Source organism: Mycobacterium sp. MMS18-G62 (assembly GCF_053877835.1).
This window is the reverse complement of sequence record NZ_CM132662.1, coordinates 2,552,866-2,578,933: the sequence shown is the minus strand read 5'-3', so window position 1 is coordinate 2,578,933 and position 26,068 is coordinate 2,552,866. Positions and strand designations below refer to the sequence as shown.

The window sequence follows — 26,068 nt, the reverse complement described above, 5'->3', positions numbered from 1 at the left end:
CGATGCCTCAGTGACAGTGCCGGTCGGCTGTACGGGTTGCTGTACGGGGCGGAGGTCATTTCCACGCTTCATTGATTCGTAGCGGATTGCCAGAGTCTGTCCAGCGATCGTCCAGTTCAGCGGGGAACTCTCAAGATATCCGCACGTAATACAAAGTCGCGCCACAGAGACCAGGAGGGACATTCATGCAACAGTCGACAAAGTTGCGAGCAATACTGGTCGCCGGAGCGGCCCTCGTAGCCGCGGGCGCTTTCGCAACGGCACTAGGCGAGGAGACGGTCAACGGCGGCACCGCGCCGATCGTGTCCAGCGGTCAAATGACACTCGGCAGCACCGCTACCACGACCACCCCTCCCACAGCCGTTCCCATCGCTTCTCCCACCCAGAAGGCGACTGTGCCTTGCGGATTCACCAAGGGCTGCTGATCAGCAGCATCTAAGGCGTCGGTCTGGGAGCGTTACGAACCTCTGGCTGCACTCGAAAGCCGGGCGCGCCAACACGCTTGGTCGTGACAACGCGCAGCACGTTGTCGGCGTCGAGAAGCCGGTTGTAGTAGGGGGCCCGCCCTGCGACAGCCGGCGGGATGCGCTGTTGTGGGGTGGTTGAGCGAGCAACCGTCGTCAGCGTCGTCGTCAAAATCGGTCAATCTACGGTCCGACTACATAGGCAGCGACGGCGATTCGGCCTGTCAGGACTTCGAACCCCCGGACCCGCTGATTAAGAGTCAGCGGCTCTTATCGGATCGCTGGGTTATGAGCTACTTGCTCAGCGTCGCACCGTAGTCCGGGCATCTCAAATGCGCAGTTCAGACGCGGTTAGCAGTTCTTGCTGTCACGACCTGATCGGCTAGATCTCGGTTGCGTCGCAGCGTTCCGTTCACAAATCCGATGACGACCTTGCCTCGACAATGGGGTTCGGAGCGCGCACATATCGCGAAGCGTCACCGGCTGCCATCTCCCCGCAACTGGCTCCGAGCTTTGCAATGTCGTACCAGTCCTTGGCTTACGACGTCCGTGGGCTGCAGCCATCTTAGCGAGTAGGAAGCCGGCCAAGCCGGCGACGTTGATTTCACGCTGGCGCGACGACGACTACATCACGCGGGCATTCAATGACCGTCGCCACACCCGTCGCCGCGTTGACCACTCCGGCCTGTCGATCCACGTATCGCCCGCCACAACGTCAGCATCAAGGATCCGCCGGAGCGTACTCGGCGGATACGTCGAGATAGGCCACAGTCGGAACCGCATCATCGATGATTTTACTCGAATCACGTTGGCCCCGATCGGGTTTGTCGAATCCATTAGCGGCGTTGTACGTATAATCGATTTGCGGATATTCATTACCGGGATCCAGCGGATCATCGAGGATCATGAACACCCGAAGTACGGGGGGATTACCGATCCACTTCTCGATAACATTCTTTGGCGCGATCTCATATTCCAGGCAAAACTCATGACCGAGCTTATCCTTCGGCACACCGTCTAACCTGCCATCAGGATTATCAAACGTTTTCGCCGCAAACAACGAAGGCGATAGCGGGTTGACATCCGCGCACCACCTAGTCTCTTTTATTTTCTGATCAGTGAGGAATACTGCGCTGACAGACAAACGGGCTAACCGAAAGGTCGCTGCATCCATGTCTACAGTTCTTTGAAAGGTCTCGGTAGCGCCAGCTGGCAAGAATGTGCCCTTACCAGTCATAAAATCGCTAGCGTAAAGTAATTGGCTACTTGTTGGCGGAGTCGGATTTAGGCGGAAGTCACTATCAATATTACCGCCCCATAAATCTAAACCACTCGCTAACTGGCAAAACGGCTGGGGTCCGTACCTATCCACGCATTGCGACCGCGGCCCCTGCGGTTGGGGCTTTCGCGTATAAGCGGTCACGCGCATCAGCGCGTCGGCCACCTTCACCCCCCCTGTGCCGCGGTTATGAACTGTGACCTTCGCGGACAAATGCATAATCGGCCCAGTCTGACTCTGCAACGAGAGATCACTCGAAAGGTCTACAAGGGGCTTTAATGTTTGAGGGATATAATAAGTTTGCAACCAGAATTGTAACAATCCGACAAGCGGGAGAAGTGCCGTTATTATAATCGACGTCTTTGTCCATTCTACCCCAGCGCTCGCGCCGAGAAACAAGATCCAAAAAAGACCGACGATAAAAATCAGCACCGCGATTGCCATCACGGGCCAACTGATTTCAGGGCTTCGCCAGTCGGTCAAGACGATGTACCCGGTCAGCAAAAGCACTAGTACTTGGGCGATGACGACTTCCCTTGGCCATGAGTGTTCCCTCCGCCGCAGAGTGGAGTACAAAGCCCACCAGTTCGTGATTCCAACTGCGAGCATAGTGCCGGCTGCCATCGTTCCGATAAGTGTCGCGGCCATATAGAACTCAAGGCCAGCAAGCACGACCGCTCCCAGGCCATCCACAAACAGTGTGCCAAGCAGGAGAAACCACAGGATTCTTGTGCCTGCGAGTTGTTCCAACCAGCCCTTGACAGTGGCAACCGGGCCCGCCCGGACGTGTGCGGCGGACGATACGGACCCGGACGGGATCTGCTGCGGCGGTTCGCCATCCATAAGTCAATGCTATTTTAGGCCGTTCCGAATTTTGCCGGATTCCTCGATGTCTCCGGGAGGTCGACGCTTAGGACGTCGGCCACATGGTTTTGTCGATGACGTTTGGGGCGGTCACGACGAAAATCACCATGGCTCAACACAATTCGGCACTCAAACCCAGCGCACTGATTAGCCCGATAATCCCATGGCTGCGTTGGACATGCCCCCAAGCGTCCTCACCGATCTCGAAAACATCACTCCGCGCTATCTGTCCCGGCTAGGAAGTCGAAGCGACGGATGACACCATCGCCGGTACTGGCGACCAGCGGATTACCGAAATCCCATACGTGCAGCCGCCGATAATTTCTTCAAAATGCTTGCTACACAATAGCTTAGGGATCATATCCCGCTTCGGGAGAACTGACCGATTCCGGTCGATTCGCGGTCATTGGCGGTGAATGAGCGGTGCCCCGGAAGTCGTGACCGTGATCGAACCTTAGGAGGCCGCGATACGACGAGCGGCCTCGACCAGTGCTTCGGTCGCACGTCTGGACTTCTTGAGTTCGTCCGAGGTCGCCGACTGATGCGTGTAAGCCACCTTGGACTTGACGTTCAACAAGGTGCGCAGATGCTTCTCCAAGCCTGAGTCCGCCCGTGCGAGTAGCGCGACTGCCTCACTATGGCTTTCTCCCGCGGCGTATACGCCCAGGCGCGCGCCGCAGATGACGTCCGCCGCCGCGATACCGGCATTGACCAACAGGGACACCGACGCATCGGGCATCTCGTCATCGATAAGGAGCGCTGCGTCAAGGAATTGCGTCGCTTTTTTCAGCCGCGCCCGCCGGATCGCCTCGGTGCTGGTCCGTGTCCGTTCAGCCATCCATCACCTCGCCTTATTCACGACCGGCTGCAGCTGCTTGAGCAACCATGCACGCGATCCAGCCACGGTGAGTCCACGCTCAAGGAGTTCCTGCACCATCGGCTCGGTCCGAGCGGCCGGCAGGCCAGCGGCGGTGTACTCGACGACCCGGGCATCGTTGCCAGTCCACGCCGTCACATCCGCGCCAAGCTCGGTCACCTGACGCGCCCACACGGCCTCAGGCGTGTGACTGTCCCTGACCAAAAACAGATCCACGTCACTGTCCGCGGTCATCGTGTCCCCCACGCTTGACCCGAACACCGCCGCGTACACCGGCGGGCACTCCCATCCGCTGAGGTGTTGTTCGAGTCGACTCAGGAACGTATCGAAAAGCTTCGCCAGCGCCACAATGGGCTCCGCGGCCAGGTGTGCGGTGTTCAATCGGTAGGCATAGGTGTTACCGATGCGTTCGGCCAGTACCACGCCCTGCACGACCAATCTATTAAGGACCTTGCGGATGCCCTCCTCTGAGAAGGCGTTCAGGACGCGGTGAATCTGCCCCGTGGTGAAAGTGGCATCGTGGGTTGCCAGGACAGCAAGGACGTCGCCGTCAAGCGTGGGCGTAACTGTCGCGAATGGGCGATTCAGCTGCACGCGCACCTCCACAACTCCAACTATAGTTGGTTTAACAGTACTATAGCTTGTAAATACGTACTATAGTACGGATGAGTCAAGCTTCGCATCCAGACCATGCGCGGACTGCGGTTGAGCAGCGAGACGGCTCTGTTGGTTCAAAGCGCCTGCCGAAGCACGCGGACCAAAGCGGACTCCCCACTTCACTATCGGAATCCCGTTCTCCCGGAACGATTTCCAAAGTGTCGAAGATGGCCAGCGCCGGTGGTCGTAGCTGGTCAGAGCGCAATCGACAGGGGGCTTGAGGCGGCGTCCACATCAAGGCTATTGCCGATCTGCTTCGGCACAGCTCAATCGCGATAGCCGGCGACATCTACGGACACACGTCCGATGAAGCAGCCCGCAGAGCGACCGACCGTTTGGGCGCAATGCTCGGGTTATGAAAACCCGGTCTAGACGCTCGGACCTCGCTTCAGTTGCGCGGTCAATCGGTGATGCCTAGGTCGGCGCGCGCTGCACCGATAAAGCGGACCATTAGATCATCCGAAAATTTTTGGGCCAGTGGATCAAACTCATTGAATTTCGCTTTGATGTCGTCTGCCCTGTTGCGCGATTTGTCATTCCAGATATTTGATGCATCCGCCGTGACTTGCGACATCTCAAACGCCGTCTCGTGAATATCGCCCACTATTCTCGACATGCTCTTTGAGCCAAGTAGAGTAATTAGCGATCCCGCGTCGTCACTCTTCTGTCGCAGGTCGTAAAAGGCTAGGACATCCTGGTTAAATGTGGTCAGGCCTATTTGTTTTGGGTAAAAATCCAAATCGTTGCTGATTTGTGCCGCCCCCCGCGAAAGTGCTGCGATTGACTGAAGGTAGTCTCTATATGCTTGTTTACGTTCATCGCGACGAAACTTCTCAAGGTCTTCCTGTCTTGTCGCATTCGCTTCATACTTGGCCGCTTGATAGCTGGCGATTCCGCCGATCAGCGCTCCAAATAAAGCGGCTACCGCCGCGATCGAGGCAACTACGAGTGTCGCTCTGCGGTCCCGCGGGTTAGTCGGGAGGGCGCTAGCCTCGACCGCCTCCGCATCGACCGCGTGTGCTATTGGTCCCGACGGTTCGGACGTCGGGTCGGCGTTCTCAGTCACCGACGTAGGTTAACGGCCTGTCAGCGAGAACCAGCGACGACGCGGCACACGCGGCTTTCGAAGGACCGGCCGGGTGCCCTGGGCTAACGGTCTAACACGATCACGGAGGGGGCCTCGGCTCGGCCCTCAGCGAAATTTATGAGTATTGTCGGTTGCCCCTTTTTGCGTGCAGCGCTTCTGCCAGCCAAAAGAAGTCGGAGCCGAGCAAAGGAATATCGCTTTCCGTAAGTCGTAGTTTACCCGGCGCGTGTACGAACGGGTGTTCGCTCTGACAGCCCCGGGTTGCTGTACATACCCTCTCTCCGGGTATCAAAAAAGCGGCTGCGGATTTCTCCGAATCCACTTTGCACCTGGGATTTCTCTGGTCGGGCAGCGGAGCTGCGGTCGCTGTCGCCCGGATGGGCCCGGCGATTGGAGCGACCACCGAGGCGCTTTGGCAGGAGGCGATGCCGACTTTCCTCCGCGAATATAAGCGGCGTATCGACTCACATAACGCTTAGGGAGAGCCGAGGTCGGGCGCCAGACCACTTCGCCTCGTTTGGGAGCGAGGCCCCGGGCCCATGATGTCGGAGGCGCGCGGCGCGGATATCAAGGCGGTGAGGCCGAATAGCAACGACGCAGGCAACAGAGTCGCATCATCCTCAGATGGATACTGCGGTCATGGAACTTACGGATTCGACTCTGTGGCAGGTACGCCGTCAGATTCGAAGCTAGTGCCCAACAACATCGTCTCGGCATCGGTATCTATAGGTTCTCGGTAGCGGAGGAGGCGTAATGCGGCGGCTGCGAGGTTGTAAAGGGCTACCGGCTTCTCAGAAGAGATTATTGAGTGGTCAAAGTTGACGTCCACGCTCGCATTGGCCGCTTGTTCGTCAGCCGCCGGAAAGACCAGGCCCAACTTCGCAACGTAGTAAGTGTCGTCCACTGACCTGGTGATGACGTCGATGTCGTGGGAGACATCGGGACTCTCCTCCGCATTTATGTTGATGGACCGAGCGATCCCCTTTAGATTCACGGACGATACGTTGAAGTTCGATAGGGCAGACGCCAAATCAGCCCATTGAACCGCAGACTTGGCGTCACGACCGCGGAGGGCGGTACCCGTATGTGCGAGTTGGAGCCGTAAACCCCGAAAATTTGCGCCGAGCGTCGGGCCAAGGATTGACCAGATACCATCCTCGCGAACACGCACATCATCATCGCTAGGGTTCTGAGGCGGCAAATTCTCTTGCCCTATATACGCACGTTTGCCCGACCACGCCGATATATTCGCCTTGACTAGTCGGGTGAGATCTCGCCCCTCGAGAATGTCTTTCGCATTCATTACCGCCGCGAAGCTGATTACAGATCCGATATAGCGCCAAAACGCTGGGTCATCTGTTACATCTGGATTCTCTAAAGCCCAGGGGAGGATGCTGAGAATTTCCGCGGTGCTAAGGTCCGCGGATGTTGCATCGACAGCGCTAAGGTTCGACACGTCACCGCTGAGAGCCACTTGCACCAAGACGGCGGTTTGTGAAATTCTAGCGACCGATTCGGGCGAGAAATTTTGCTCGAGCTGCTGCAGGTACGAGTCGGGCTGACCGGGATCGGGTGGCTGTACATCCAGCAATTCCGAGACTCGCTGGGCAGTCAACAGTCCGCGCCCTCCGCGCGCAAGATTGACACGTATTAGTTCGGCGACAGGGTTGCCGCGTCTCGCGGGCTCGGATGTCCCACCGGATTGGCCGTCTGGCGTCTCGACTATTGCATCGAATGCGGTCACATCGGAAATCAACGTGTCAGGTGCAGAACGAGATTGTTCCGCGATGTCGTTTTTAGAGTCACGGCGGTCATCGCGGTCATCGCTGGAGATCGCCAAGACTACAGGTTTGGCGGAATTAAACCTCACCGCGTCACCACTCGCTACAATTGACGCGAAAGAGTTACGCAAATACAGCCGCCTTTCGGTGTGGTCGGGCCATTTTATTATGAAGTCGGGTACTGCTGAGTGATTAAAGTATTGAGTATCGTCAAGCTGGGCAGTGTCGTCGATTCTTGCGAACTCTTTTCGAACAGCCAATTTGACCTGCGTGATGTAAGAGTTTGGATCAGTGGTTTCGCGGGCGGCAGCGATTTCATCAGCAAAACCAGTCATAGCGTGGGCGCCTTCCGCTTGAGAGTACTCAACACGTCCATCAATTCCTCATGAGTGAGAGAGATATCTTCCTGCTTCTTGTGCATAACTAACACCCATATTCTCTCAGAGACCTTGCGAAGTATCTTTCGATCTATATCGCGACCGTCTAGATACTCAGGGAATTCACGAAGTGCCTCTTCAATTTTATCCTCGGTGTCTAGGATCATCCAATCCCTGAGAATAAACGGGTGAAACGTTACCCAAATGAACTCCCGCGATACATCGGAATGCTTGTTTTCGATTTCATAAACTGTCGAACTATAGGCGATCGAAAGGAACTCTTTGAAATACTTGTGCTGACCCGTTGGAGTAGTGTAGTTCTTGCTTTCCACAACCACCGGGCTTCGTTTTAACCCTATGAAAGCACCCGCCAGATCGAATTTCTTGGTGCGGGGCCCTGCGGGCTTTTCTCCCTGTGGGGTCTTCTTCGTCTTTTCTCCAAGACACGGCACGATGCAAAGGGCTGGATTCTCGTAGACGTTCCAGTTCAACTCCATGAAGGTGGTGGCCTCTAGCCACCTTTTGACCATAGCCACGCCGTCGCGTCCGAGTTCTTGGACTTCTTCTGCGTCGGGTGCCATCAGAGAATAGTAGGGCTAGCGACGAACATTCTAAGGCCATTGCCCTACGTGGTGTCGGACCCCTTGCGCCCGGTCCCTGAACCGACCTGGTCCTGATGAGGCTCTGATGTGGCGCCGGGCGCCAAACAATGCCAAGAATCCGCCAAGGCGTCCCCCTCAACCTTTACGTGACCGGCCTGACAACGAAAAAGGAAACGTTGATGAAACGACGAAACGTGCGGTTAGCAACGACACTGTTGGTGTCTGGAGGTGTGGGGCTGGCCGGTTTGGGACTGGCAGGTGGCGCCCAGGCCGACCCGATCACCTGGTGTCCCGGAGATGGGAGCTTCCTCGCCAAGGCTCCATGGCCGGGCTTTGATTGGACTGTCTGCCACCACTGGCACTACGACGACCAGGGTGGCCGCCCGGGTAATGTCGATGACGACACCGGCATCTTTCACCCCTGGGATGGGTTTGATCCGTCGGCGACACCTCCGCCTCCCAACCCGCCGGAATGCCTGGGCCTCTTTCCGCTTCCCGGGGTGGACCCCTCGCACTGCGTGATCTGACATTGAGGTGGGCCGGGCGGGCTTACGGATTACATGCCGGTCAGGCATTGCACGTCAAAGGCAAAGTGCCGCAATGCTTCGCGGCACTTTGGAACGCTTTCTGACGCATCTTTTGAGGCTGTGCGAACTGGCACTATTTGAGGCGCAGCCTGTCTGGGTGAGGTCGCAAATCTTTTAGTTGTGAGACTGAGGTCAGTGCCAGACCAGAGTTCGGTCGCCCTCCCATGCCGGGCGAGAAAGGCCGTCCTCCATGAACGGTCGCTCGCTTCGGCTAGCATGGCTGTCATCAGTCGAACTTCCGCTTGGTGCTCGGCTTACGTCCTGATCCGTTATCCAGATCCCATGAGTCAGGAACTGTCTGAATGTCATTTAGTGAGGAATTAAATAGCCTTGCACGCGCAGGTCAGCATCGCCTCCATGACAAAGCGGGCTTGTTCTCGGGAGCCGTCGCTAACCAACAGCGGGCATCTTCAACAATCATCGGACTTCTGCGAGACGCCGCGGCCTTTCTAACAAGGACCTATCCCCATATTGGCCTGCCACTTGTCTCGTACAACGATGAAGAGGACGGCAAGAGATTCGCGTCGGCGAGGATAACCCCGCTCGGTCATTCATGGCTCATCGGACAGACAACTCTCACCGATCGTGCAGTCATGTATCACTATCGTCGGGAATGCGCAGTGGTGCCAAAAGTGAAGGTACTCCTGGCATTGAAGAAATACGCATTGTCAATCGGCATACCAGAGGGAGGGAGTATCGGCTGGGTGCCTGAGCGCGCGCAGGCGTTGTCCGTCGCACCGACTGATCTCGCTCTCGTTCTTGAGAATGACTGGTACAAGTCGACTTACGGTGGAGGGCATCCGGATACGTGGAGAACTACCGCACCGTTCCCGGGGCAACGTCCGCACGAGGTTTTTGGACTGTTCCCTGATGGGAGACCAGCAGTGATTACATACAGCCCCAACGACGGTGAATCATGGACTGCGACCGAGCTAAGTGCCTATCTGAAGTGGGGCATCAAGCAACTGATCGAATCTCACACGCAATCGTCGCATCGGCATTTCTGATCGAGCGCCGGTGAGCGCCTAATGCTGCGCGCTTTCGACACATGCTCCTCGTCGTGGGGACACAGTGACAGCAGGTAAACCAAACCCTGATGCGCCTCGGTGACAAGTCCCGTCTTGCTACTCCCGCCCGGCCGGGCAAGCTCAGGTGTCAAGCTAATCGATACTGCACGAGGCGGTGCCTCACTCACTTCTAGAGCCGAGCCGTAATGATTGCCGTCAGCTTAGTGAACTAGGCGGAGATCTCGATGGACCCGCGCCTACTGTGGCGGTAATGCGTCGGGGCGCAGACTGGTTAGCATCAGACCGCGCGCCGTGCTGACTCGTTGCTGGTCTTTGCAGGTCGACCACGTTATTTGCGTCCTCGATTCCTGGCAGCTCCACAACTCCTCAGGCGCTGTAGTCGACCTTCTCATGGGCTGAAAAGGGCAAGACACTCTGTCGCCGCCCCGGGCACCACACGCGGGTGGCCGAACTGGAAAACGCCGCCATCCGCACGAGTGGCTACAGCTCAAGGCCGTGGTCGTTCGACCTGTCCAGGCCGATATCGCGGCCGCGGTCGTGGCTAGTTGTGGTGCCGAGTGTGACTGCGGTATGCCACCGCGGGTATTCCAGGGTGCGTTGGCGACGCGTCGCTGCTCGTTGATCGAGCGCACAGCGCACGCTGGCTGGCAGCCCTTGGTCTGCCGACGCGGTAGCGATGTCGTGGGCGGTCGTGGCGTGGTCTTGGTTGGCGAGGATTACCCGGAGCGCGCGCGCAGCGTGCTGGCTGTTTCCGCGCACCGCAATATGACCGACTTCGGCGGACCCGCGGCGGTTTTCGTGCTCCGGGGCGCGCTGGTAGAGATAGGCGGTGTTCGCCAGGCGGCCGCGGGTTATGGCGACGTAGGCCAGTGCGCGGGTGGCGGTGTCGCTCAGGATGGCGAAGGTGGTGTCGGCGGTAACACCTTGGGCAGAGTGCACGGTGGCGGCGTATCCGTGGGTGATGTGTTCGCGGACGTAGTCGCCGGCGAAAACGCCCAGGGTGTTGTCGTTGAGTCGGCGGGCTGCAAGCCGGTTGTTTTCAATGCTGATCGCGGTTACCTGCCAGCGCTGCCCGTTGCGCACGGGGCTCTGCTCGGCTGCGGGATCGTCGCTGTTGCGCAACGGGATCGAGGCGTCGTTGTGGCGGGTGAGGATGAGGTCGCCGACGGCGATGCGGTGCCCGCGCGCCCCGACAACGGTGGGTGCGTCGGCTGCGATGGTGTCGTGGTGGAGACGTTGGTTGAGGGCATCGGTCATTTCGGTGGTGTCGCACAACAGCAGTGCGTCATTGCCGGCGGCCGTGTCCGCTTTGTAGGCGGCCAAGGCGTCGGCGGCCATGGTGATCTGGTCACCGCTGTGCAGGCGGTTGTGGGTGCGATACCAGCCGACGGCGCGGCGCACCGACGCCGGGCCGCCGTTCCGCAATGCCAGTGAGGCGGTGCGTTCGTCGGGGTCGCGCATCCGCCAGACCTCGGAGAGGTGTTGTGTCCACGGCAGATCCGAACAGAGTTGGGCGAACATGCCGCCGCGAGCCTTGACCGGGGCGAGTTGGTGTTGGTCGCCCACCAAGACCGTCTTAACGCCGGCCGTGGTCGTGACTGAGAGCAGTTGTCGGAGGTCGCTTGTGCCGACCATGGCGGCCTCGTCGACGACGACCAGCGTGCCTCGTTTCAGCCCTAATTTGTTATCGCCCAGCAGTTGAAGGGCTTTGGCGATGGTGTAGCCGTGGTCGCCAGCGCCTTCGCGGATGGCGACGTCGACGGCTTTTCCTGTCGGGGCGAGCACGAGCACGGTGCCGTAGCAGCGGTGTACGGCGGTGCGCAGGGCGCGCATCGAGGTGGTCTTGCCCGCGCCAGCAGGCGCGGTCAACGGTTGAACCAACCAGGGCGAGCGGGCGATGTTGTCCACGGCGCGCTTTTGGTCCGCCGAAAGCTGCGCGGTGTGCTCGTCGGTGGCCCACAGCTGGGCGCGCACATCGCGCGCGTCGACCAGGTCGAGCACGGCGGCTTCTTCTTGAAGGATGGCCTCGAGGGTGAAGCGCTCACGGCCCTCGCGCTGGTGCGCGGCGCGGGGCGCGGTCAGGCGCACCCCGATCTCGTCGACGGCGGCTTCGACCAGCTCACGGGGTGCGCCTTCGGTGTCGACGGGCAGCTGCGCGCCGACGATCTCCACGAGGTCGGCGCGGGTGAACGCGGCCTTGTCGATCTTCTCGGCCGCATCCGTGAGGCGCGCCCGGTCGACGGGGGTGCGCGCTGCTGCGCGCCGGGCCGCGCGCGCCGCTTCGAAGGCTTCGCGGTCGAGCTGCAGGCCGCGCTCGTCGGCGCGCCACTGCTCCAACAGCTGCCCCCACGCGAGCTCTTCGGGCTTGGCGGGCCGCGTGGCCTTCTGCGCGGCGGCCAGCTGCGCCGCGCTCAACGGGCCGTCGACGAGGGTGAGGTTGTGGGCGGCCCACTCGCGCAGTTGGGTGGAGCGCCGCGACCACGCGGTGATCGTGTCCCGGTCGACGCCGGCCAGCTCGGCCATCCCGGTCGACGGATCGACCGGTGCCCACTCCAAACCGAGGGACTGGTGCAGTTCGCGGCGCAGGATGGCCTGATAGATCACGCCGGCGGCTTTGGCTTCGTGATACAACGAGGTGCCATCGATCGACACCATCTGCCCATCAGCGCGGGCCTGGCGGTTGGGCACGATGACGTGGGTGTGCAGATGCGGGTCCCCGCACCGCGAGGTCTCGTGCTGGTAGGCGATCGCGGTCAACCCGGGCAGCCGCACGAGATCTTTCTCACCGGTGTGCGGGTTGTGCACCCGGGTGTAGCCGGCGTGGGCGGCCAGGTACTGCATCGCCTCCGATAGCGCGGTGGTGTGCGCGGCGGCGATCGCCTTCGAGACAACGTCATTGGCGCGCAGCGCACGGACGATTGAGACGCTCTTGGGGGCGCAGAACGTCAGATCGAATCCGTGCACACCGCGCTGCCCGAACGCGCGCCCACGGGCGCCGTTGGGCACGACGCCCTCGTCGAGCCAGCGGGTCACCAGCGTGGCGTCGGCCTCTCCCCCGGCGCGCTGGACATCGGTCAGGCCCACCAACGTGGCGGTGGTGTGAGTGTCGCCGGCCAGCAGCCATGTCGGGGTGCGGGTTTCGTGTTCTGAGTAGTACTCCCCCAACCCACCTGCCGCGCGCGTGAGATCCCGCGCAGCGGTCTCGGCGGCCCGGGCGGTGTCGATGTAGTAGTTGATCGACCACCGCTTGAGCTTGGAGATCGTCAACACCTCAACCACTCACTGACGGCGGGTGCGGCGCGCCGACCCGACGGCCGCGGATATGGCACTTGCTGTACCGCAACCATTCTCGCACCCTTGTGCAAATGTGCCGTGCAGTCTTTGGGCGGCTTGAAGGCGTTGCGTGGTAGGTGATATGCGTTGGGCTGCTGTGGATTTAGATGATACAGAGTGGTACATAGGGGTAGCGATAGAGATAGTTTGAGAGTTGTTTGACGGATGATAGGCAGAGCAGGCTGGGGCCTCGGGGGGCAGCTACAGGAGAAGCGGTTGGCGATCGCTGCGTTTAGGTCTCAGCGGCGTCTGCTTCGGTACGTCGGAGCTCCTCTTCACGCTCCGCACGTTTGGTGGCTGCGGCACGTCGATGGGCACTGACGTCTCCGATGCCGGCATCGGCCGCTTGTTCGTGAGCGAGAGCAGCGCGTAGGCGAGCTTCGGCTGCCGCAAGGTGTGTCTCACGGGCGCGCTCACGTGCAAACGCCGCCCGCTGTCGGCCGCGCGCTCAACATCTTCGCGAGTCGCCCGCGCCCGCATGCCGTCTTCGAGCAGGAGGCGCGCGCCGAACGCATGGGTTTCGAGGTTGGGACCGACTACCGCAGCCCGACCCCGACGGTGGTGTCCACAAGTACGTACTGCACAAGATCGGAGATGACCGCCAGCCCGACTAGGTCAGGTGGTCGGCAGGCGAGTTGGATGGTCTACGCGAGATGCTCGACAACCTGGAGAGCGGCGCATGGCATTATGACGGCTAAGCAGGCGCGTACATCCGACCCACTACGGGTGTGGCTCAGAGATGGAAAAGAGAGAGCCTGGGCGTTTAAAAAACGAACCCTTCAGATCTCCTACCGGTCACGAGGTCAGTGACCCTCCGCTTCATGCCTACGCGGCCTGCGCCACATTGTGTGGAATTGTTCCCGTCCCGACATCAACCGCATCATGGAATCCGGCGCAGGAACCGCTGCATTAGGATTTGGATTGTAGCCAAGAAAGCTGCCCTCCTTCGTCGTGCGAACAGGCGAGTATTCAAGGATGCCCGATAACCAGCTGTACTTAGGATTAGGCCAAATTCGGCCCTCGATTATCGGTCCGAATGCGTCCCACGTAGCTTTTGGACTATTAAGTCCCATTGCAAGGAAATGCGCCCGAGCCGGGTCACGTTGCGCCTTCTTGTGATCAATTGCGCGACGAAGTGATGAGAGACCAACGACCGCTCTGTCTTCAGTGATGCACGCACTACCCGAGACTGCGACGACGCTGCCGATATTGTCCACGCCTTCAGTCCAGTGCACTTCAGGGCCAACACGTGTGGCGTTAACTGCAGCGATATCGCGGCCGCTATCAAAATGCAAGACCGGGGACCACCTGATCACTATTGGAGCGCCGGTGTCTGCACCGAAAACGCGTCCGCCAAAATCTCGTTCTCTTATTTCTTTACAAAGGCGGCGGTTCGTCAGCCAGCTAATTGCTTCCTGCGGCGAGTTAATCGGAAGCTCTATACGCAGTTGACGACGAACGCCATCTAACTGTAGCCGCTTGCACAAAGTAGTGTAAATCTGGTCGTACATCCTCTCCCATGCTGCATAGGTTTCCCAATGCCAAACCGTTACCTCGACCGTTACGTTACTTTCCGGTAACCACAGTCCATAATCTGGAGATTTGGGTGGATTTGGCGCCAACTTCTGCGATAGCGGCACGAGCGGCTCTAGTTCGATTGGGGTAATTATCTCTGATAATGATGACCCCACTTCTAACTCGACGAGTGTCTCCTCATAGCGGAAGGAATCGTTCGGGCGGAGAAGACTTTTAAGCTTCCGGTAGAAATTTGGAGTCAAGCCCGGATAGATGTGTGGGACGAACCTGTCAATAACGCTCGCCAGGCGAACTACATAGTTTGTTGACTTCCACCCATCCACACGCTGCCAGTGCTCGGCCAGCGGCCCCCGGGGGGCATCGTTCCAGGCTTGATCTTCCAGTTTCTGGAAAAGGGCTCGGTAGAAGTCCTGCGCCCGGCGAATGTCATGTACAGGCGTAGCCGCCCCAGGCGGCGCATTCCGCCCATCTTCTGCGGCAATAACTTCCGGGTCTTGAGCAAGAAACCCCGGCCGTGGATGCACGTTTCTCAGCGCGGGGGGTCCCAGACGTGGCCGATACAACCGTTTCGGCACTCCATCGTGTCGTAAGTAACGGCGACCGGTTCGCCACCCCCGGCGTAGTGGGTCGTCGTCCTGATGTCGACGATGCCGCCGCACTGTGCACATATTCCTGTGATGTATGCCATGCCGCCGTATCAGCTCCTTACTCGTCGCCCTCACAAGCACGACAGCACCGGGTCTCGATTACGGACTCGTACGGGACGTCCTGCTGCTCGACGTAGTAGTCGTTGGTCCGCTGCTCGATCGGCTCGCCGTGCATACACCGCTGACCGGTCCTACGCCAGGCAGACACTCGGGTTGCCACTAAGCCGCCATGAGATTGCCGACGATCTCTTGAGCGCTGCCTCGGCAGCCGCCCTGGCAATAGAACGTTTGGGGAAGTATTCCGACGACCTGACCACCGGAATCGCGGAACACTGTCGCATGGACGTCGACCAGGTGGTCGCCGCACTTCTTACACATAACCTGCATGTACATCTCTTGCCTAGATTCATGCTCCAAGGCCAGCCACGCTGGCTGACATAACGATGTTCCCTGACGGCGCTTGATAATCCCGGCATTGCGCGCCAGCGTGTTGCCGTGTTTCCCTCCATCAATGTCGGAGACGACCGAACGCGACTGTCTGGTGTCGTCGGTTCAGCGAGCTAGATCCCCCCAGCCAGCAAACCCTTATTTGGCCAGAATTGGAATCCATACCGCAGTCATACCGCGGCGGCGCCGACAACAGCCCATCGCTGCACCTATCAATCATATATGTGCAGTTCAAGAGTGAATTCTTGGCACCAAGCATAAACGGCCCACAACAGCAAACAGCGAGAAAGCCGGATTATGAGTCCGCGGCTCTAACCAATTGAGCTACCGCCCCTAGCACTGTTACCTGCTAGTTTGCTATTTCCAGCAACTCTGAATTCTCGGCGATGCAGCTCCTCTGACCGCATCCGAGCCCTGTCGCCATCGGTCATCGCACGACCTCCGCCGATCGCCTACTGATGAATCCATCGTATGGACGGCCGTGGCCGACTACCCCCGATTGACGGGCGTCCAATGCGATTCGCAGACCGTCGGTGTCGATGATCGCCGGCAGGCGTGGAATCGGTTCAAGCAATGCGGTCAATGGCGGCCAGCTCCGTTGCAAGCTGCTCACGGGTGACCTCGGCGTCGTAGTGGGCCTGCATGTTGATGAAGAACATGTCGCTCAGGCCGAGCGCGCGTGAGAGCCGTAGCGCGGTGTCGGCGCTGATAGCACGCTTGCCGTGGACGATCTCGTTGATTCGCCGGGGCGGCACGTCGATCGCCTTGGCGATCCGATACTGCGAAATCCCCATCGGCTCGAGAAACTCGGCCAACAAGATCTCCCCGGGATGGGTTGGTGCGAAGTCTGGCATCGGTCTCTCCTCTCTAGTGATAGTCAACTAACTCGACGTTCCCCGCGCCGGCACTGCTCCATGCGAAGCAGACCCGCCACTGGTCGTTGACGCGGACGCTGTACTGGCCGGCGCGGTTACCACTCAGCTTCTCCAGCCGATTGCCCGGCGGGACGCGCAGGTCATTGATGCTCTCAGCCGCGTTGATGAGAACAAGCTTGTTGTAGGTGAGTCTGCTGAGCTCCGGGCTGAGCCTCTTGACGTATCGGCGCCGCCAAATCGCCTCAGTGTCCTTATCCCGGAAGGAGCGGATCACTTTAAGATAGTAACGTGCGACGTTAATAACGTCAAACGTTACGACCGATTGCGCCGGTCAAAAACTGCACAAACTAGTCGTAGGTTCGAATTACAGTGGTGGAACACCACTACACACGAGGTGATCGCATGATTCACTCCCCCTCCCGAGGCAGCCATGACTGGCACCAACCTTCCTGACGCGAGGCCTTTCACACCAAACCGGCTGCTCACCATTGCGGAAGCAGCTGAGGCTCTGAGTATTTCGCGTTCTTCCGTCTATCGACTCTTCGATTCCGGCCAGCTCGGCTGGGTCCAGATCGGCGCGTCCCGGCGGGTGGCGCCCGCTGAGATCGAGCGATTCATCGCAGCGCATACCGAGGCGGCATAGTGATATCGAAAGCAACTGCTTCTCTTGATATTTCGCAATGACTGAGCGGCGCCAGCTGCCGCCGCAGATCAAGCGCATCGAACTTGCTCAGCGCGACGGTGGCCGCCCAGTTATCCGCTATCAGCTCACGGTCGATGTGGGTGTCGTCGACGGAAAGCGCAAGCAGCTACGTAAGCGGTACGCGACTGAGAAGGAAGCCCGCGCGGCACTGGATTCGGTACGTGGCGACGTCGCCAAGGGCACATATGTCCATCATTCGAGGATCACCCTCGATCAGGCCTGCGAGGACTGGCTGGCCGCCAAGCACGGACTCAAACCCTCGACACTGCACGGGCATCGCGTGAACCTCGCACCGGCGCGGGCGGTGTTGGGTGACATAGAAGTGCAGAAACTGAGCAAGCGGCATATCGATGACCTCGTAACCAAACTGCGTGCCGGCGGACTGCCCTCCCCCACTGGCAAGAACCGCAAACCGTGGTCACCGCGTTCGGTGAATTACTTACTGGGTCTGCTTACGGCGGTGCTAACAGATCAGATGCGGCAAGGCCACGTCGTGCGTAACGTCGCCGAGCTCGTGGACCGCATACCGTCGGACCCGAAACCTCCGGATACCTTTACCCCAGCGGAGTTGCAGAAGGTCCTCGATCACATCGACGGCGACCGTTACGCGATCGCGTGGCAGCTCGCGCTCACTGGATTACGCCGCGGCGAGGTGGCCGGCCTTCGGTGGAGCGATATCGACCTTGACGGACGTACTCTGCAGATCTCATCGACACGGCTGCGTTTCGGTAAGCACCTCGTCGAGGACACCCCTAAGTCGCGGGCGGGACGGCGGACGCTGCCGATCCCTGACCATTTGGCCGCCACCCTGCGCACTGCCCGGGCCATCCAAGCCGCCGATCGGTTGGCACTCGGCGAGTACTACGAGGCGAGCGGCTACGTGGTGGTGAACGAGGCCGGCACCGCGCTCAGTCCTCACGCGCTTACGTCGCGGTGGGCCCGGATGCTTAAGGCGGCTGGCGTGCGCCACATCCGTTTCCACGACGCGCGGCACACGTGCGGGACGCTGATGCACCTGCAGAACGTGCCGATCGCGGTGATTTCCGCGTGGCTCGGGCACGCATCGAAGGCGTTCACGATGGCGACCTACGTGCATTCGCAGCCCGACGCACTCAGCACAGCGGCGCAGAGTTTCGCGCGCGTTGTGACAAACCGTGACAACTCCGTCTGATTCGAACACGGGGCCCGAGCGCAATAACGCTCTGACCAGGGTGGCAGGTGCAGGATTCGAACCTGCGTAGGCGTTAGCCGACGGATTTACAGTCCGCTCCCATTGGCCGCTCGGGCAACCTGCCTGGGTGCTGCACCACGCGGTGACCCGGTTTGGTGCGAATAGCAGGGTACAACGAGGATGGGCCTAAGACGAAAACGCATCAGACCATCCAGGAGAGACGGAGATCCAATGGCGGATTCATCGTTCGACGTCGTGAGCAAGGTTGACCGCCAAGAGGTCGACAACGCACTGAACCAGGCCGCCAAGGAGCTGGCCACTCGCTTCGACTTCCGCGGCACCGACACATCCATCGAGTGGCAGGGCGAGGAGACGGTGGTCATCACCTCCTCGACCGAGGAGCGCGTCAAGGCGGCGATCGACGTCTTCAAGGAAAAGCTCATCCGCCGCGACATCTCCATGAAGGCCTTCGACGCGGGCGAGCCGCAGGCCAGCGGCAAGACCTACAAGGTCAGCGGGGCCATCAAACAGGGCATCTCCAGCGAGAACGCCAAGAAGATCACCAAGCTGATCCGCGACGAAGGCCCCAAGGGTGTCAAGGCCCAGATCCAGGGCGACGAGATCCGCGTTTCGTCCAAGAAGCGCGACGATCTTCAGGCCGTGATCGCGCTGCTGAAGCAGGCCGACCTCGAGGTCGCATTGCAGTTCGTCAACTACCGGTGAAACGACAGGTGTCGGCAATACCCTGATCGCCATGGCACCTGAGCAACGCGAACCCAAAGTCGTCGTCCTCGGCGGCGGATCCTGGGGCACCACCGTGGCGTCGATCTGCGCCCGACGCGGCCCGACGCTGCAATGGGTCCGTTCCGAGGACACCGCCAAGGACATCAACGACAACCACCGCAACTCGAAGTACCTCGGCGATGAGGTCCGACTGCCGGAGAGCCTGAAAGCCACCAACGACTTTTCGGAAGCCGCGCGTGCGGCCGACGTCATCGTCATGGGCGTGCCGTCGCACGGCTTTCGCGGTGTGCTGACCGAACTGGCCAAGGAAGTGCGGCCGTGGGTGCCGGTGGTGTCGCTGGTGAAGGGTCTCGAGCAGGGCACCAACTACCGAATGAGCCAGATCGTCGACGAGGTGCTGCCGGGTCACCCCGCCGGCATCCTCGCCGGACCGAACATCGCGCGCGAGGTGGCCGACGGGTACGCCGCAGCGGCGGTGCTCGCGATGCCGGACCAGCACTTGGCGTCCCGGCTCGCAGAGTTGTTCCGTACCAAGCGATTTCGGACGTACACCACCGACGACGTGGTGGGCGTGGAGATAGCCGGGGCGTTGAAGAACGTCTACGCGATCGCCGTCGGGATGGGCTACTCGCTCGGTATCGGCGAGAACACCCGCGCGATGGTGATCGCCCGTGCGGTGCGCGAAATGTCCAAGCTCGGCGAGGCCGTCGGCGGCCACCGCGACACGTTCGCCGGGCTGGCCGGCATGGGCGACCTCATCGTCACGTGCACGAGCCAGCGCAGCCGCAACCGCCACGTCGGCGAGCAGCTAGGCGCGGGCAAGCCGATCGACGAGATCATCTCGTCGATGAATCAAGTCGCCGAGGGCGTCAAGGCGTCCAGCGTGATCATGGAATTCGCCGACAAGTACGGCATCAACATGCCGATCGCACGCGAGGTCGACGGCGTCATCAACCACGGTTCGACCGTCGAAGACGCCTACCGTGGCCTCGTCGCCGAAAAGCCGGGCCACGAGGTGCACGGCTCAGGGTTCTAGATCTAGCTCTGCCCGCCGTGTGGCTCAGTTGACGTACGGGTTACCGCCCCCTGGGCGGTAGAGCAGCGGAGGCTCCTCGTTGAGGATGAAGCTGCCTGCGGGGCTGAGGACAAAGCCCGACTGGCTGCGGTTGTCGACGCAGGTCGTCTGCGCGCCGTCGTTGCCGCAGCTGAGGCTCTGGTAGCTGATACGTGAACCCGCCGGAAGAGGCTTGGCCTCACCGACGTTCGCGAATACCGGGCCGGCTGCGTTGGCGAATCCCGGCACCCCGCCATACGAACCGCTGACGAGATTGGCGCCGTTCGGCGCCGCGGGAATCGGACCGCTGCACCCGTAGCTGCCGGATTTCTGCAGCACGCAGGTGATTCCGTCCGGCACGGTGAACGCGTACCAGTTGTTGTTCATCACCGCGTACTCGGACAGCTTGACCGGCGTAAGCGCATTGACGTTGGGCGGTGGAGGCGGCTGCGGCGCCGGCTCCGGTGGCGGTTCGGCAGTGGCAACGCCCGCGCCGATCAGGACCGCCGCGGCAGACCCGACGACGCCGATCAAGACTCTGTTCAACACGCCCCACACCCTAGGTGGTGCGGAAGTGACTCGCAGCATGCCTGCTACATCGGCCGATGATCAAACGGCGTTACCAGCGCCTATCAGTAAATGCCCGGGCCGCGGCCCGCCATCGCCTCGAGCCGCGCGATGCGGTCCTCGATCGGCGGGTGCGTCGAGAACAACTTGCCGATCTTCTCGCCGGAGCGGAACGGGTTGGCGATCATCAGGTGCGCCTGGTCGGCCAGCTGCGGTTCCGGCGGCAACGGCGCGGCCTGCACACCCGCGCTGATCTTGCGCAGCGCGCTCGCCAACGCCAGCGGATCGCCCGTCAGCTCCGCGCCCGACTGGTCTGCTTGATACTCCCGCGACCGCGACACCGCCAGCCGCACCACCGTCGCCGCGATTGGCCCCAATAGCGAAACCAGCAGCAGGGCAAAGGGATTCGCACCACCTTCGCGGTTTCCGCCGAATAGTCCCGCGAACATCGCGATGTTGGCGAGCGCGGTGATCACCGATGCCAACGCACCGGCCACACATGAAATCAAGATGTCGCGGTTGTACACATGCGACAGCTCGTGTCCGAGCACCGCACGCAATTCGCGCTCATTGAGGATCTGCAGAATCCCCGTCGTACAACACACCGCCGCGTTGCGCGGATTGCGGCCCGTCGCGAACGCATTAGGGGCGGCCGTATCGCTGATGTACAGCCGCGGCATCGGCTGCCGCGCGGTCGTCGCCAGCTCCCTGACGATGCGATACATCACCGGTGCCTGCATTTCGTTCACCGGCTGCGCATGCATCGCCCGAAGTGCCAGCTTGTCGCTGTTGAAATAGACGTAGACGTTCATGCCGACGGCGAACAGCACCGCCAAGCCCAGAATCGCCCTGCTGTGGAACAGCGCGCCGATGAACACGATCAGCGTCGACATCAGCACGAGCAGCACGAACGTCTTGGCCCGGTTGGCATGCGGATGCCAGGTCATCAGCCCTCCTACGCACTCTTCGCTGATTTAACGCCCCAGCGCCCTCCGCAGGTTCCGGATTCCTAGCCGTGGCGGTTGACGGTGTAGTCCACCAAGGTGGCCAGCGCTTGACGACCCGGACCTTCCGGCAGATTGGCCAGCTCGTCGCGGGCCTGCGCGGCGTAGCGCGCCACCGTGTCCTTGGCCTCCGCCATTCCGGGCGACTTCCGCAGCAGCCGCAGCGCCTCGGCCAGATCGTCGTCGTTTTCGACCGGGCCCTTCAGCAGCTGCCGTAGCCGGTCGCCATCCGATCCGGTGTCGCGCAGCGCGTACAGCACCGGCAGCGTGTGCACACCTTCGCGCAGGTCAGTGCCTGGCACCTTGCCCGACTCGTCGGGGTCGCTGTCGATGTCGATAATGTCGTCGGAGATCTGGAAGGCCGTGCCGACGATGCCGCCAAGGCGGCTCAGCCGCTCGATCTGCTCCTCGCCCGCGCCGGAGAACGTCGCCCCGAATCGGCCTGACGACGCGATCAGGCACGCGGTCTTCTCGTACACCACCTTCAAGTAGTGCTCGACCTCGTCGACACCCTCGACGACACCTCGAGTCTCGCGCATTTGACCCGTCACCAGCTGGGCGAACGTGTCGGCGATGATGCGCACCGCTTCCGGGCCCAGCCGGCTGACGAGGCGCGATGCCGTCGCGAACAGGTAGTCGCCGGCCAGGATCGCGATGTTGTTGCTCCACCGGGCGTTCGCGCTGGGCGCGCCGCGGCGCACCTGCGCCTCGTCCATCACGTCGTCGTGGTACAGCGTTGCCAAGTGCACCAGCTCGATGACCGCTCCCGCGACCGTGACCTGCCAGGCGTCGGGCTCGGGCCCCAGCTGCGCCGACAGCACCGTGAACAGCGGCCGGAACCGTTTGCCGCCCGCCTGGAACAGATGCTGCACCGCTTCGGACATCAGCTCATCGGCTTTGCCGAGCTCAGTGGCCATGAGGTCCTCGATGCGGGCCACCCCGTCGCGCACATCAGCGGCGAAAGCGGGGTCCCCGAAATCCACTCCCGCCACCACGCTGGCTGGTGTCCTCACCCTGCCAACATACTGGGAGCCATGGGTATGCGAGCCGACGTGGTCGTCGTCGGCGCCGGGCCTGCGGGTTCGGCGGCGGCCGCGTGGGCTTGTCGGGCGGGCCGCGACGTGCTGGTGATCGATTCCGCGCAGTTTCCCCGCGACAAGGCGTGCGGCGACGGACTTACCCCGCGAGCCATGTTGGAGTTGCAGCGGCTCGGGCTTGGCCCGTGGCTCGAGGGCCGCGTGCAGCACCGCGGCCTTCGGCTTGTCGGTTTCGGCGGCGACGTGGAAGTCGAATGGCCCGGCCCGTCGTTCCCCTCGGTGAGCAGCGCAGTGCCACGGACCGAGCTTGACGACCGCATCCGGATGGTGGCCGCCGACGAGGGCGCCAAGATGCTTCTCGGCGCGAAAGCCGTTGATGTACAGCATGATTCCAGCGGACGGGTGGCGTCCTTGACGTTGGACTCCGGCGCACAGATCGGATGCGAATCGTTGATCGTCGCCGACGGGGCACGGTCTCCGTTGGGCCGCGTATTGGGCCGGCAGTGGCATCAGGAAACGGTGTACGGCGTGGCGATCCGCGGTTACATCGCGACGCCGCGGGCCAGCGAGCCATGGATCACGTCGCATCTGGAATTGCGCTCGCCGGAGGGCCGGGTGTTGCCCGGCTACGGCTGGATCTTCCCGCTGGGCAACGGTGAGGTGAACATCGGCGTCGGCGCGCTGGCCACGTCGAAACGGCCCGCCGATGCCGCGTTGCGGCCGCTGATGTCCTACTACACAGCGCTGCGTCGCGACGAGTGGGGCTTCGACGGCGAACCGCGGTTGCCGTTGTCCGCGCTGCTTCCGATGGGCGGAGCGGTGTCAGGGGTGGCCGGTCCGAACTGGATGCTGATCGGCGACGCCGCGGCATGCGTGAATCCGTTGAACGGCGAGGGCATCGACTATGCGCTGGAGACCGGGCGGCTGGCCGCAGAGTTGCTTGGCGCAGGCGATCTCTCGCTTGTGTGGCCGTCGGTGCTCTCGACGCACTACGCGCGGGCGTTTTCGGCCGCCAGGCGCCTGGGGCTGTTGTTGACGATTCCGCGGTTCCTGCCGTCGACGGGGCCTCTCGCGATGCGGTCGTCGTTTCTGATGCACGTCGCGGTCCGGGTGATGGGCAACCTCGTCACTGACGAGGACGTCGACTGGATTGCGCGGGTGTGGCGTACGGCGGGCTTGGCGTCGCGGCGGATCGACGGCCGCCCGCCGTTCAGCTAGTCACTCGACGAGCTCGAATTGTCGCTGGTGTGGCCGCGGCCGGACTGCAGGCGCTTGGCGATGGCCAGCGCGACGCGGGTATCGCTCGGCGCCCTGTTCGGGTCGCTGGCGTTGGTGAGCGCAAGCGCGATGAGCACGTCGGCCGCGGTGATGAACAGTCCCGCCCAGTAGGCCCACTTCATCGACGGATCCGGTTGTGTCGCAAAGTAAAGGATCAAGAAGATCGGCCCGACGATGCCGAAGACGAACATCATCAGCTGGATCTTGATGTAGCGCCAGAAGGTGGCCACGGGCCGCAGCATATCGCGCAGGATGGTCGCTATGCCCGACGTCTACCGTGCGCCGATGCGGTCACGCAGTGACGCCATCGATCCGGGGGCGACCGTCGACCGTGCCCGCCGGGTCGGTCTGTGTGGCTTCGGCGAACGCGTTCGGGATCGCGGCGAGCAGGAGCGCCCCGCCCGTCGGGTCGGCCGGTTCGCCGATGTTGACGACGGCTCGTTCGTTTGGACGCGCGACGCGGACGGCCTCTATTGGCTGGGCCGCGTCGAAGGCCCGTACTACTACGACGATGCCGCCGCCGCGTCAGCCGTCGACCTCGTTCATGTACGCCCATGCCGTTGGCTGCCAAGGCCTGTGCTCGAATCGGAAGTTCCCGCTGCCGTTATCGCCACATTCGGGCGCGGTGGATGCAACTTTCAACAAATCCACGGCGGGGCGGTCGGTCCGCAGACAGCCCGAATATGGCAGGCGCGCGTCAACCGATGACCACGGTGATAATGACGGTCGGTTACCAAGACCGCACAGTCGATCAGCTCATTGAAACCCTCGCTACTGCGAGCGTGAAAGTGCTTGTGGACGTGCGTCTTACGCCGCTGTCGCGCAAGCCTGGACTCTCCAAGAACGGACTCGCAACCCGGCTTCGCGATGCCGGCATCGAGTACCTGCACCTGCCGCAGCTCGGCAATCCGCGCGACAACCGCGACGCCTTTCGGCGCGGTAAAGCCGACGCCAAGCAGCGGTATCAGGCCGTGCTAGCGACACCTGACGCCCGGTCGGCGCTCGACGAATTGCTTTGGCTGGCTAGACAACAGCGCGTTGCACTGATGTGTTTTGAGCGTGATGCGAGTCAGTGCCATCGGGCGATGGTCGTCGACGCCTTGATTGCCGAGGCAGGAGCTGCGGAAATTGCCCACCTCTGAGCGACAACGCCGCGGCCATTCAGGCGTACCCTCAGTACAGAGGTATCGACGATGCCCGAATCCAAGCGGTTACTCATGTCCGCCCTTGCAACAGCGGCAAGTGCGACGGCATTCCTCGGCCTGGCCGCCACAGCAGACGCCACCCCAGTGGGCCCCTGCGCAGACGTGCCCTATGTGGGAGTCTGTGTGCCCGCCAGTGAACAGCCTTCTCCCCCAACGCAGCACAGCCTTGGCGAGGTCGCCGTTCCGTCCGATGGCAGCACCGGCCTCAATGTCGTCAACTAGCCGATTCAGGACAGCGGCGCCAGGCCGGACCTCACCAGGTTGAGCGCAGCCGCGGTGATCTCACCTAGATCTCCCTTACAGCCGTTGCGGCCCCAATTCTCCACTGCCACAACCAGAGCGGCGGCAAGAGCGGCACCCGCAACCTCGGCTACAAGTTCGGGCTTATCCGGATAGCGGTTCTTGACGAACTCGGTGATCACGCCGGCGAACGAGGACTGCACCACCCGCAGATGGCTGGCGATGCGGTCGGCGCTGATCAACTCCGTTCGGGCAGTCGCCGCCTGGCGAACCACCTCCAGGTCATACGGAAAGCTCGCGACACTTGCCAGAACCGCATCGAACACCGACTCCGTCGGCGGCCGTTGCGCCAACGCTTCCGATAACCACTCGACCTGTGTCTCGTAGTCCTGGAACAGCACCGCTTCCTTGGTCGGAAAGTGGCGGAAGAAGGTGCGCTCGGTGACTCCGGCCGCCCGTGCAAGCTCCGTCACCGTCACGTTCGCGAAGCCCTTGCTCGCAAAACTCGCCAGCGCAGCACGCCTCAGCGCTTCATGCGTGGCCCGTCGGCGCTGCTCATGAAGGTTCGGCACCGCGGTCATAACTCGGCGATCGTATCCCACCCTTGCCAAAATATGTCAGTAC

27 protein-coding genes and 1 tRNA gene are annotated in these 26,068 nt (G+C 61.4%); 11 read left to right on the top strand and 17 right to left on the bottom strand.

What is annotated here, in order from left to right:
• Positions 1–185: 185 nt before the first annotated feature.
• Complete coding sequence (locus ACWW36_RS12985; protein ID WP_456141926.1) at positions 186–425, top strand: hypothetical protein; 240 nt, start codon at positions 186–188, stop codon at positions 423–425.
• 760 nt (positions 426–1,185) lie between these two features.
• Here ACWW36_RS12985 and ACWW36_RS12980 read toward each other — a convergent pair.
• From ACWW36_RS12980 to ACWW36_RS12955, 6 genes are all read right to left on the bottom strand, one after another.
• Positions 1,186–2,586, bottom strand: coding sequence for a hypothetical protein (locus ACWW36_RS12980; protein ID WP_456141925.1), 1,401 nt, complete (start codon positions 2,584–2,586; stop codon positions 1,186–1,188).
• 475 nt (positions 2,587–3,061) lie between these two features.
• Positions 3,062–3,445, bottom strand: coding sequence for a hypothetical protein (locus ACWW36_RS12975; protein ID WP_456141924.1), 384 nt, complete (start codon positions 3,443–3,445; stop codon positions 3,062–3,064).
• 3 nt (positions 3,446–3,448) lie between these two features.
• Positions 3,449–4,078, bottom strand: a complete 630-nt coding sequence (locus tag ACWW36_RS12970; protein ID WP_456142472.1) for a nucleotidyltransferase domain-containing protein — start codon at positions 4,076–4,078, stop codon at positions 3,449–3,451.
• Positions 4,079–4,541: 463 nt separating this feature from the next.
• Positions 4,542–5,207: a hypothetical protein gene (locus tag ACWW36_RS12965; protein WP_456141923.1), complete on the bottom strand. Its 666-nt coding sequence runs from the start codon at positions 5,205–5,207 to the stop codon at positions 4,542–4,544.
• A gap of 667 nt (positions 5,208–5,874) precedes the next feature.
• Positions 5,875–7,344 carry a hypothetical protein gene (locus ACWW36_RS12960; protein ID WP_456141922.1) on the bottom strand — a complete coding sequence of 490 codons (1,470 nt, stop codon included), beginning with the start codon at positions 7,342–7,344 and terminating at the stop codon, positions 5,875–5,877.
• Positions 7,341–7,967 carry a hypothetical protein gene (locus ACWW36_RS12955; protein ID WP_456141921.1) on the bottom strand — a complete coding sequence of 209 codons (627 nt, stop codon included), beginning with the start codon at positions 7,965–7,967 and terminating at the stop codon, positions 7,341–7,343. The genes ACWW36_RS12960 and ACWW36_RS12955 overlap by 4 nt, the downstream gene beginning before the upstream one ends.
• A gap of 200 nt (positions 7,968–8,167) precedes the next feature.
• Here ACWW36_RS12955 and ACWW36_RS12950 point away from each other — a divergent pair, with 200 nt between their 5' ends.
• Positions 8,168–8,515 carry a hypothetical protein gene (locus tag ACWW36_RS12950; protein WP_456141920.1) on the top strand — a complete coding sequence of 116 codons (348 nt, stop codon included), beginning with the start codon at positions 8,168–8,170 and terminating at the stop codon, positions 8,513–8,515.
• A 362-nt stretch (positions 8,516–8,877) separates the two neighbouring features.
• A complete protein-coding gene (locus ACWW36_RS12945; RefSeq protein WP_456141919.1) occupies positions 8,878–9,582 on the top strand; it encodes a hypothetical protein in 705 nt (234 codons plus the stop codon).
• Between the two features lie 501 nt (positions 9,583–10,083).
• Here the strand turns inward: ACWW36_RS12945 and mobF are convergent.
• From mobF to ACWW36_RS12920, 5 genes are all read right to left on the bottom strand, one after another.
• Positions 10,084–12,873, bottom strand: coding sequence for a MobF family relaxase (gene mobF / locus ACWW36_RS12940; protein WP_456142471.1), 2,790 nt, complete (start codon positions 12,871–12,873; stop codon positions 10,084–10,086).
• 866 nt (positions 12,874–13,739) lie between these two features.
• Positions 13,740–14,996 (bottom strand): hypothetical protein, encoded by a 1,257-nt coding sequence (locus tag ACWW36_RS12935; protein ID WP_456141918.1) that lies wholly within the window; start codon positions 14,994–14,996, stop codon positions 13,740–13,742.
• Positions 14,997–15,001: 5 nt separating this feature from the next.
• Positions 15,002–15,160, bottom strand: coding sequence for a hypothetical protein (locus ACWW36_RS12930; protein ID WP_456141917.1), 159 nt, complete (start codon positions 15,158–15,160; stop codon positions 15,002–15,004).
• 972 nt (positions 15,161–16,132) lie between these two features.
• A complete protein-coding gene (locus ACWW36_RS12925; protein ID WP_456141916.1) occupies positions 16,133–16,420 on the bottom strand; it encodes a HigA family addiction module antitoxin in 288 nt (95 codons plus the stop codon).
• Between the two features lie 13 nt (positions 16,421–16,433).
• Complete coding sequence (locus ACWW36_RS12920) at positions 16,434–16,715, bottom strand: type II toxin-antitoxin system RelE/ParE family toxin (RefSeq protein WP_456141915.1); 282 nt, start codon at positions 16,713–16,715, stop codon at positions 16,434–16,436.
• Between the two features lie 156 nt (positions 16,716–16,871).
• Between ACWW36_RS12920 and ACWW36_RS12915 the strand changes: the two genes are divergently transcribed.
• Both ACWW36_RS12915 and ACWW36_RS12910 read left to right on the top strand, forming a co-directional pair.
• The gene (locus ACWW36_RS12915) at positions 16,872–17,084 is read left to right on the top strand and encodes a helix-turn-helix domain-containing protein (RefSeq protein ID WP_456141914.1); all 213 of its coding nucleotides are present in this window, start codon (positions 16,872–16,874) and stop codon (positions 17,082–17,084) included.
• 37 nt (positions 17,085–17,121) lie between these two features.
• Positions 17,122–18,315, top strand: a complete 1,194-nt coding sequence (locus tag ACWW36_RS12910; RefSeq protein WP_456141913.1) for a tyrosine-type recombinase/integrase — start codon at positions 17,122–17,124, stop codon at positions 18,313–18,315.
• Between the two features lie 41 nt (positions 18,316–18,356).
• On the opposite strand, the gene ACWW36_RS12905 is transcribed toward ACWW36_RS12910, so the two are convergent.
• Positions 18,357–18,439 (bottom strand) — tRNA-Tyr (locus ACWW36_RS12905).
• A 107-nt stretch (positions 18,440–18,546) separates the two neighbouring features.
• Between ACWW36_RS12905 and ACWW36_RS12900 the strand changes: the two genes are divergently transcribed.
• Complete coding sequence (locus ACWW36_RS12900) at positions 18,547–19,038, top strand: YajQ family cyclic di-GMP-binding protein (protein ID WP_456141912.1); 492 nt, start codon at positions 18,547–18,549, stop codon at positions 19,036–19,038.
• A gap of 31 nt (positions 19,039–19,069) precedes the next feature.
• Positions 19,070–20,095, top strand: coding sequence for an NAD(P)H-dependent glycerol-3-phosphate dehydrogenase (locus ACWW36_RS12895; RefSeq protein ID WP_456141911.1), 1,026 nt, complete (start codon positions 19,070–19,072; stop codon positions 20,093–20,095).
• A gap of 24 nt (positions 20,096–20,119) precedes the next feature.
• On the opposite strand, the gene ACWW36_RS12890 is transcribed toward ACWW36_RS12895, so the two are convergent.
• From ACWW36_RS12890 to grcC1, 3 genes are all read right to left on the bottom strand, one after another.
• A complete protein-coding gene (locus tag ACWW36_RS12890; protein WP_456141910.1) occupies positions 20,120–20,701 on the bottom strand; it encodes a hypothetical protein in 582 nt (193 codons plus the stop codon).
• Between the two features lie 44 nt (positions 20,702–20,745).
• The gene (gene htpX / locus ACWW36_RS12885; RefSeq protein ID WP_456141909.1) at positions 20,746–21,627 is read right to left on the bottom strand and encodes a zinc metalloprotease HtpX; all 882 of its coding nucleotides are present in this window, start codon (positions 21,625–21,627) and stop codon (positions 20,746–20,748) included.
• Positions 21,628–21,689: 62 nt separating this feature from the next.
• The gene (grcC1, locus tag ACWW36_RS12880; RefSeq protein ID WP_456141908.1) at positions 21,690–22,697 is read right to left on the bottom strand and encodes a nonaprenyl/(2E,6E)-farnesyl/geranylgeranyl diphosphat synthase; all 1,008 of its coding nucleotides are present in this window, start codon (positions 22,695–22,697) and stop codon (positions 21,690–21,692) included.
• Between the two features lie 21 nt (positions 22,698–22,718).
• On the opposite strand from grcC1, the gene menJ reads away from it, so the two are divergent.
• A complete protein-coding gene (gene menJ / locus ACWW36_RS12875) occupies positions 22,719–23,939 on the top strand; it encodes a menaquinone reductase (RefSeq protein ID WP_456141907.1) in 1,221 nt (406 codons plus the stop codon).
• Here the strand turns inward: menJ and ACWW36_RS12870 are convergent.
• Positions 23,936–24,229 (bottom strand): hypothetical protein, encoded by a 294-nt coding sequence (locus tag ACWW36_RS12870; RefSeq protein ID WP_456141906.1) that lies wholly within the window; start codon positions 24,227–24,229, stop codon positions 23,936–23,938. The genes menJ and ACWW36_RS12870 overlap by 4 nt on opposite strands.
• Before the next feature lie 31 nt (positions 24,230–24,260).
• Between ACWW36_RS12870 and ACWW36_RS12865 the strand changes: the two genes are divergently transcribed.
• The 3 genes from ACWW36_RS12865 (at position 24,261) to ACWW36_RS12855 (ending at position 25,426) form a co-directional block, all read left to right on the top strand.
• Positions 24,261–24,707 (top strand): GAF domain-containing protein, encoded by a 447-nt coding sequence (locus ACWW36_RS12865; RefSeq protein ID WP_456141905.1) that lies wholly within the window; start codon positions 24,261–24,263, stop codon positions 24,705–24,707.
• Between the two features lie 11 nt (positions 24,708–24,718).
• Positions 24,719–25,141 carry a DUF488 domain-containing protein gene (locus ACWW36_RS12860; RefSeq protein ID WP_456141904.1) on the top strand — a complete coding sequence of 141 codons (423 nt, stop codon included), beginning with the start codon at positions 24,719–24,721 and terminating at the stop codon, positions 25,139–25,141.
• Between the two features lie 75 nt (positions 25,142–25,216).
• The gene (locus ACWW36_RS12855; protein WP_456141903.1) at positions 25,217–25,426 is read left to right on the top strand and encodes a hypothetical protein; all 210 of its coding nucleotides are present in this window, start codon (positions 25,217–25,219) and stop codon (positions 25,424–25,426) included.
• Between the two features lie 5 nt (positions 25,427–25,431).
• On the opposite strand, the gene ACWW36_RS12850 is transcribed toward ACWW36_RS12855, so the two are convergent.
• Positions 25,432–26,025, bottom strand: coding sequence for a TetR/AcrR family transcriptional regulator (locus ACWW36_RS12850; RefSeq protein ID WP_456141902.1), 594 nt, complete (start codon positions 26,023–26,025; stop codon positions 25,432–25,434).
• Between the last annotated feature and the right edge of the window lie 43 nt (positions 26,026–26,068).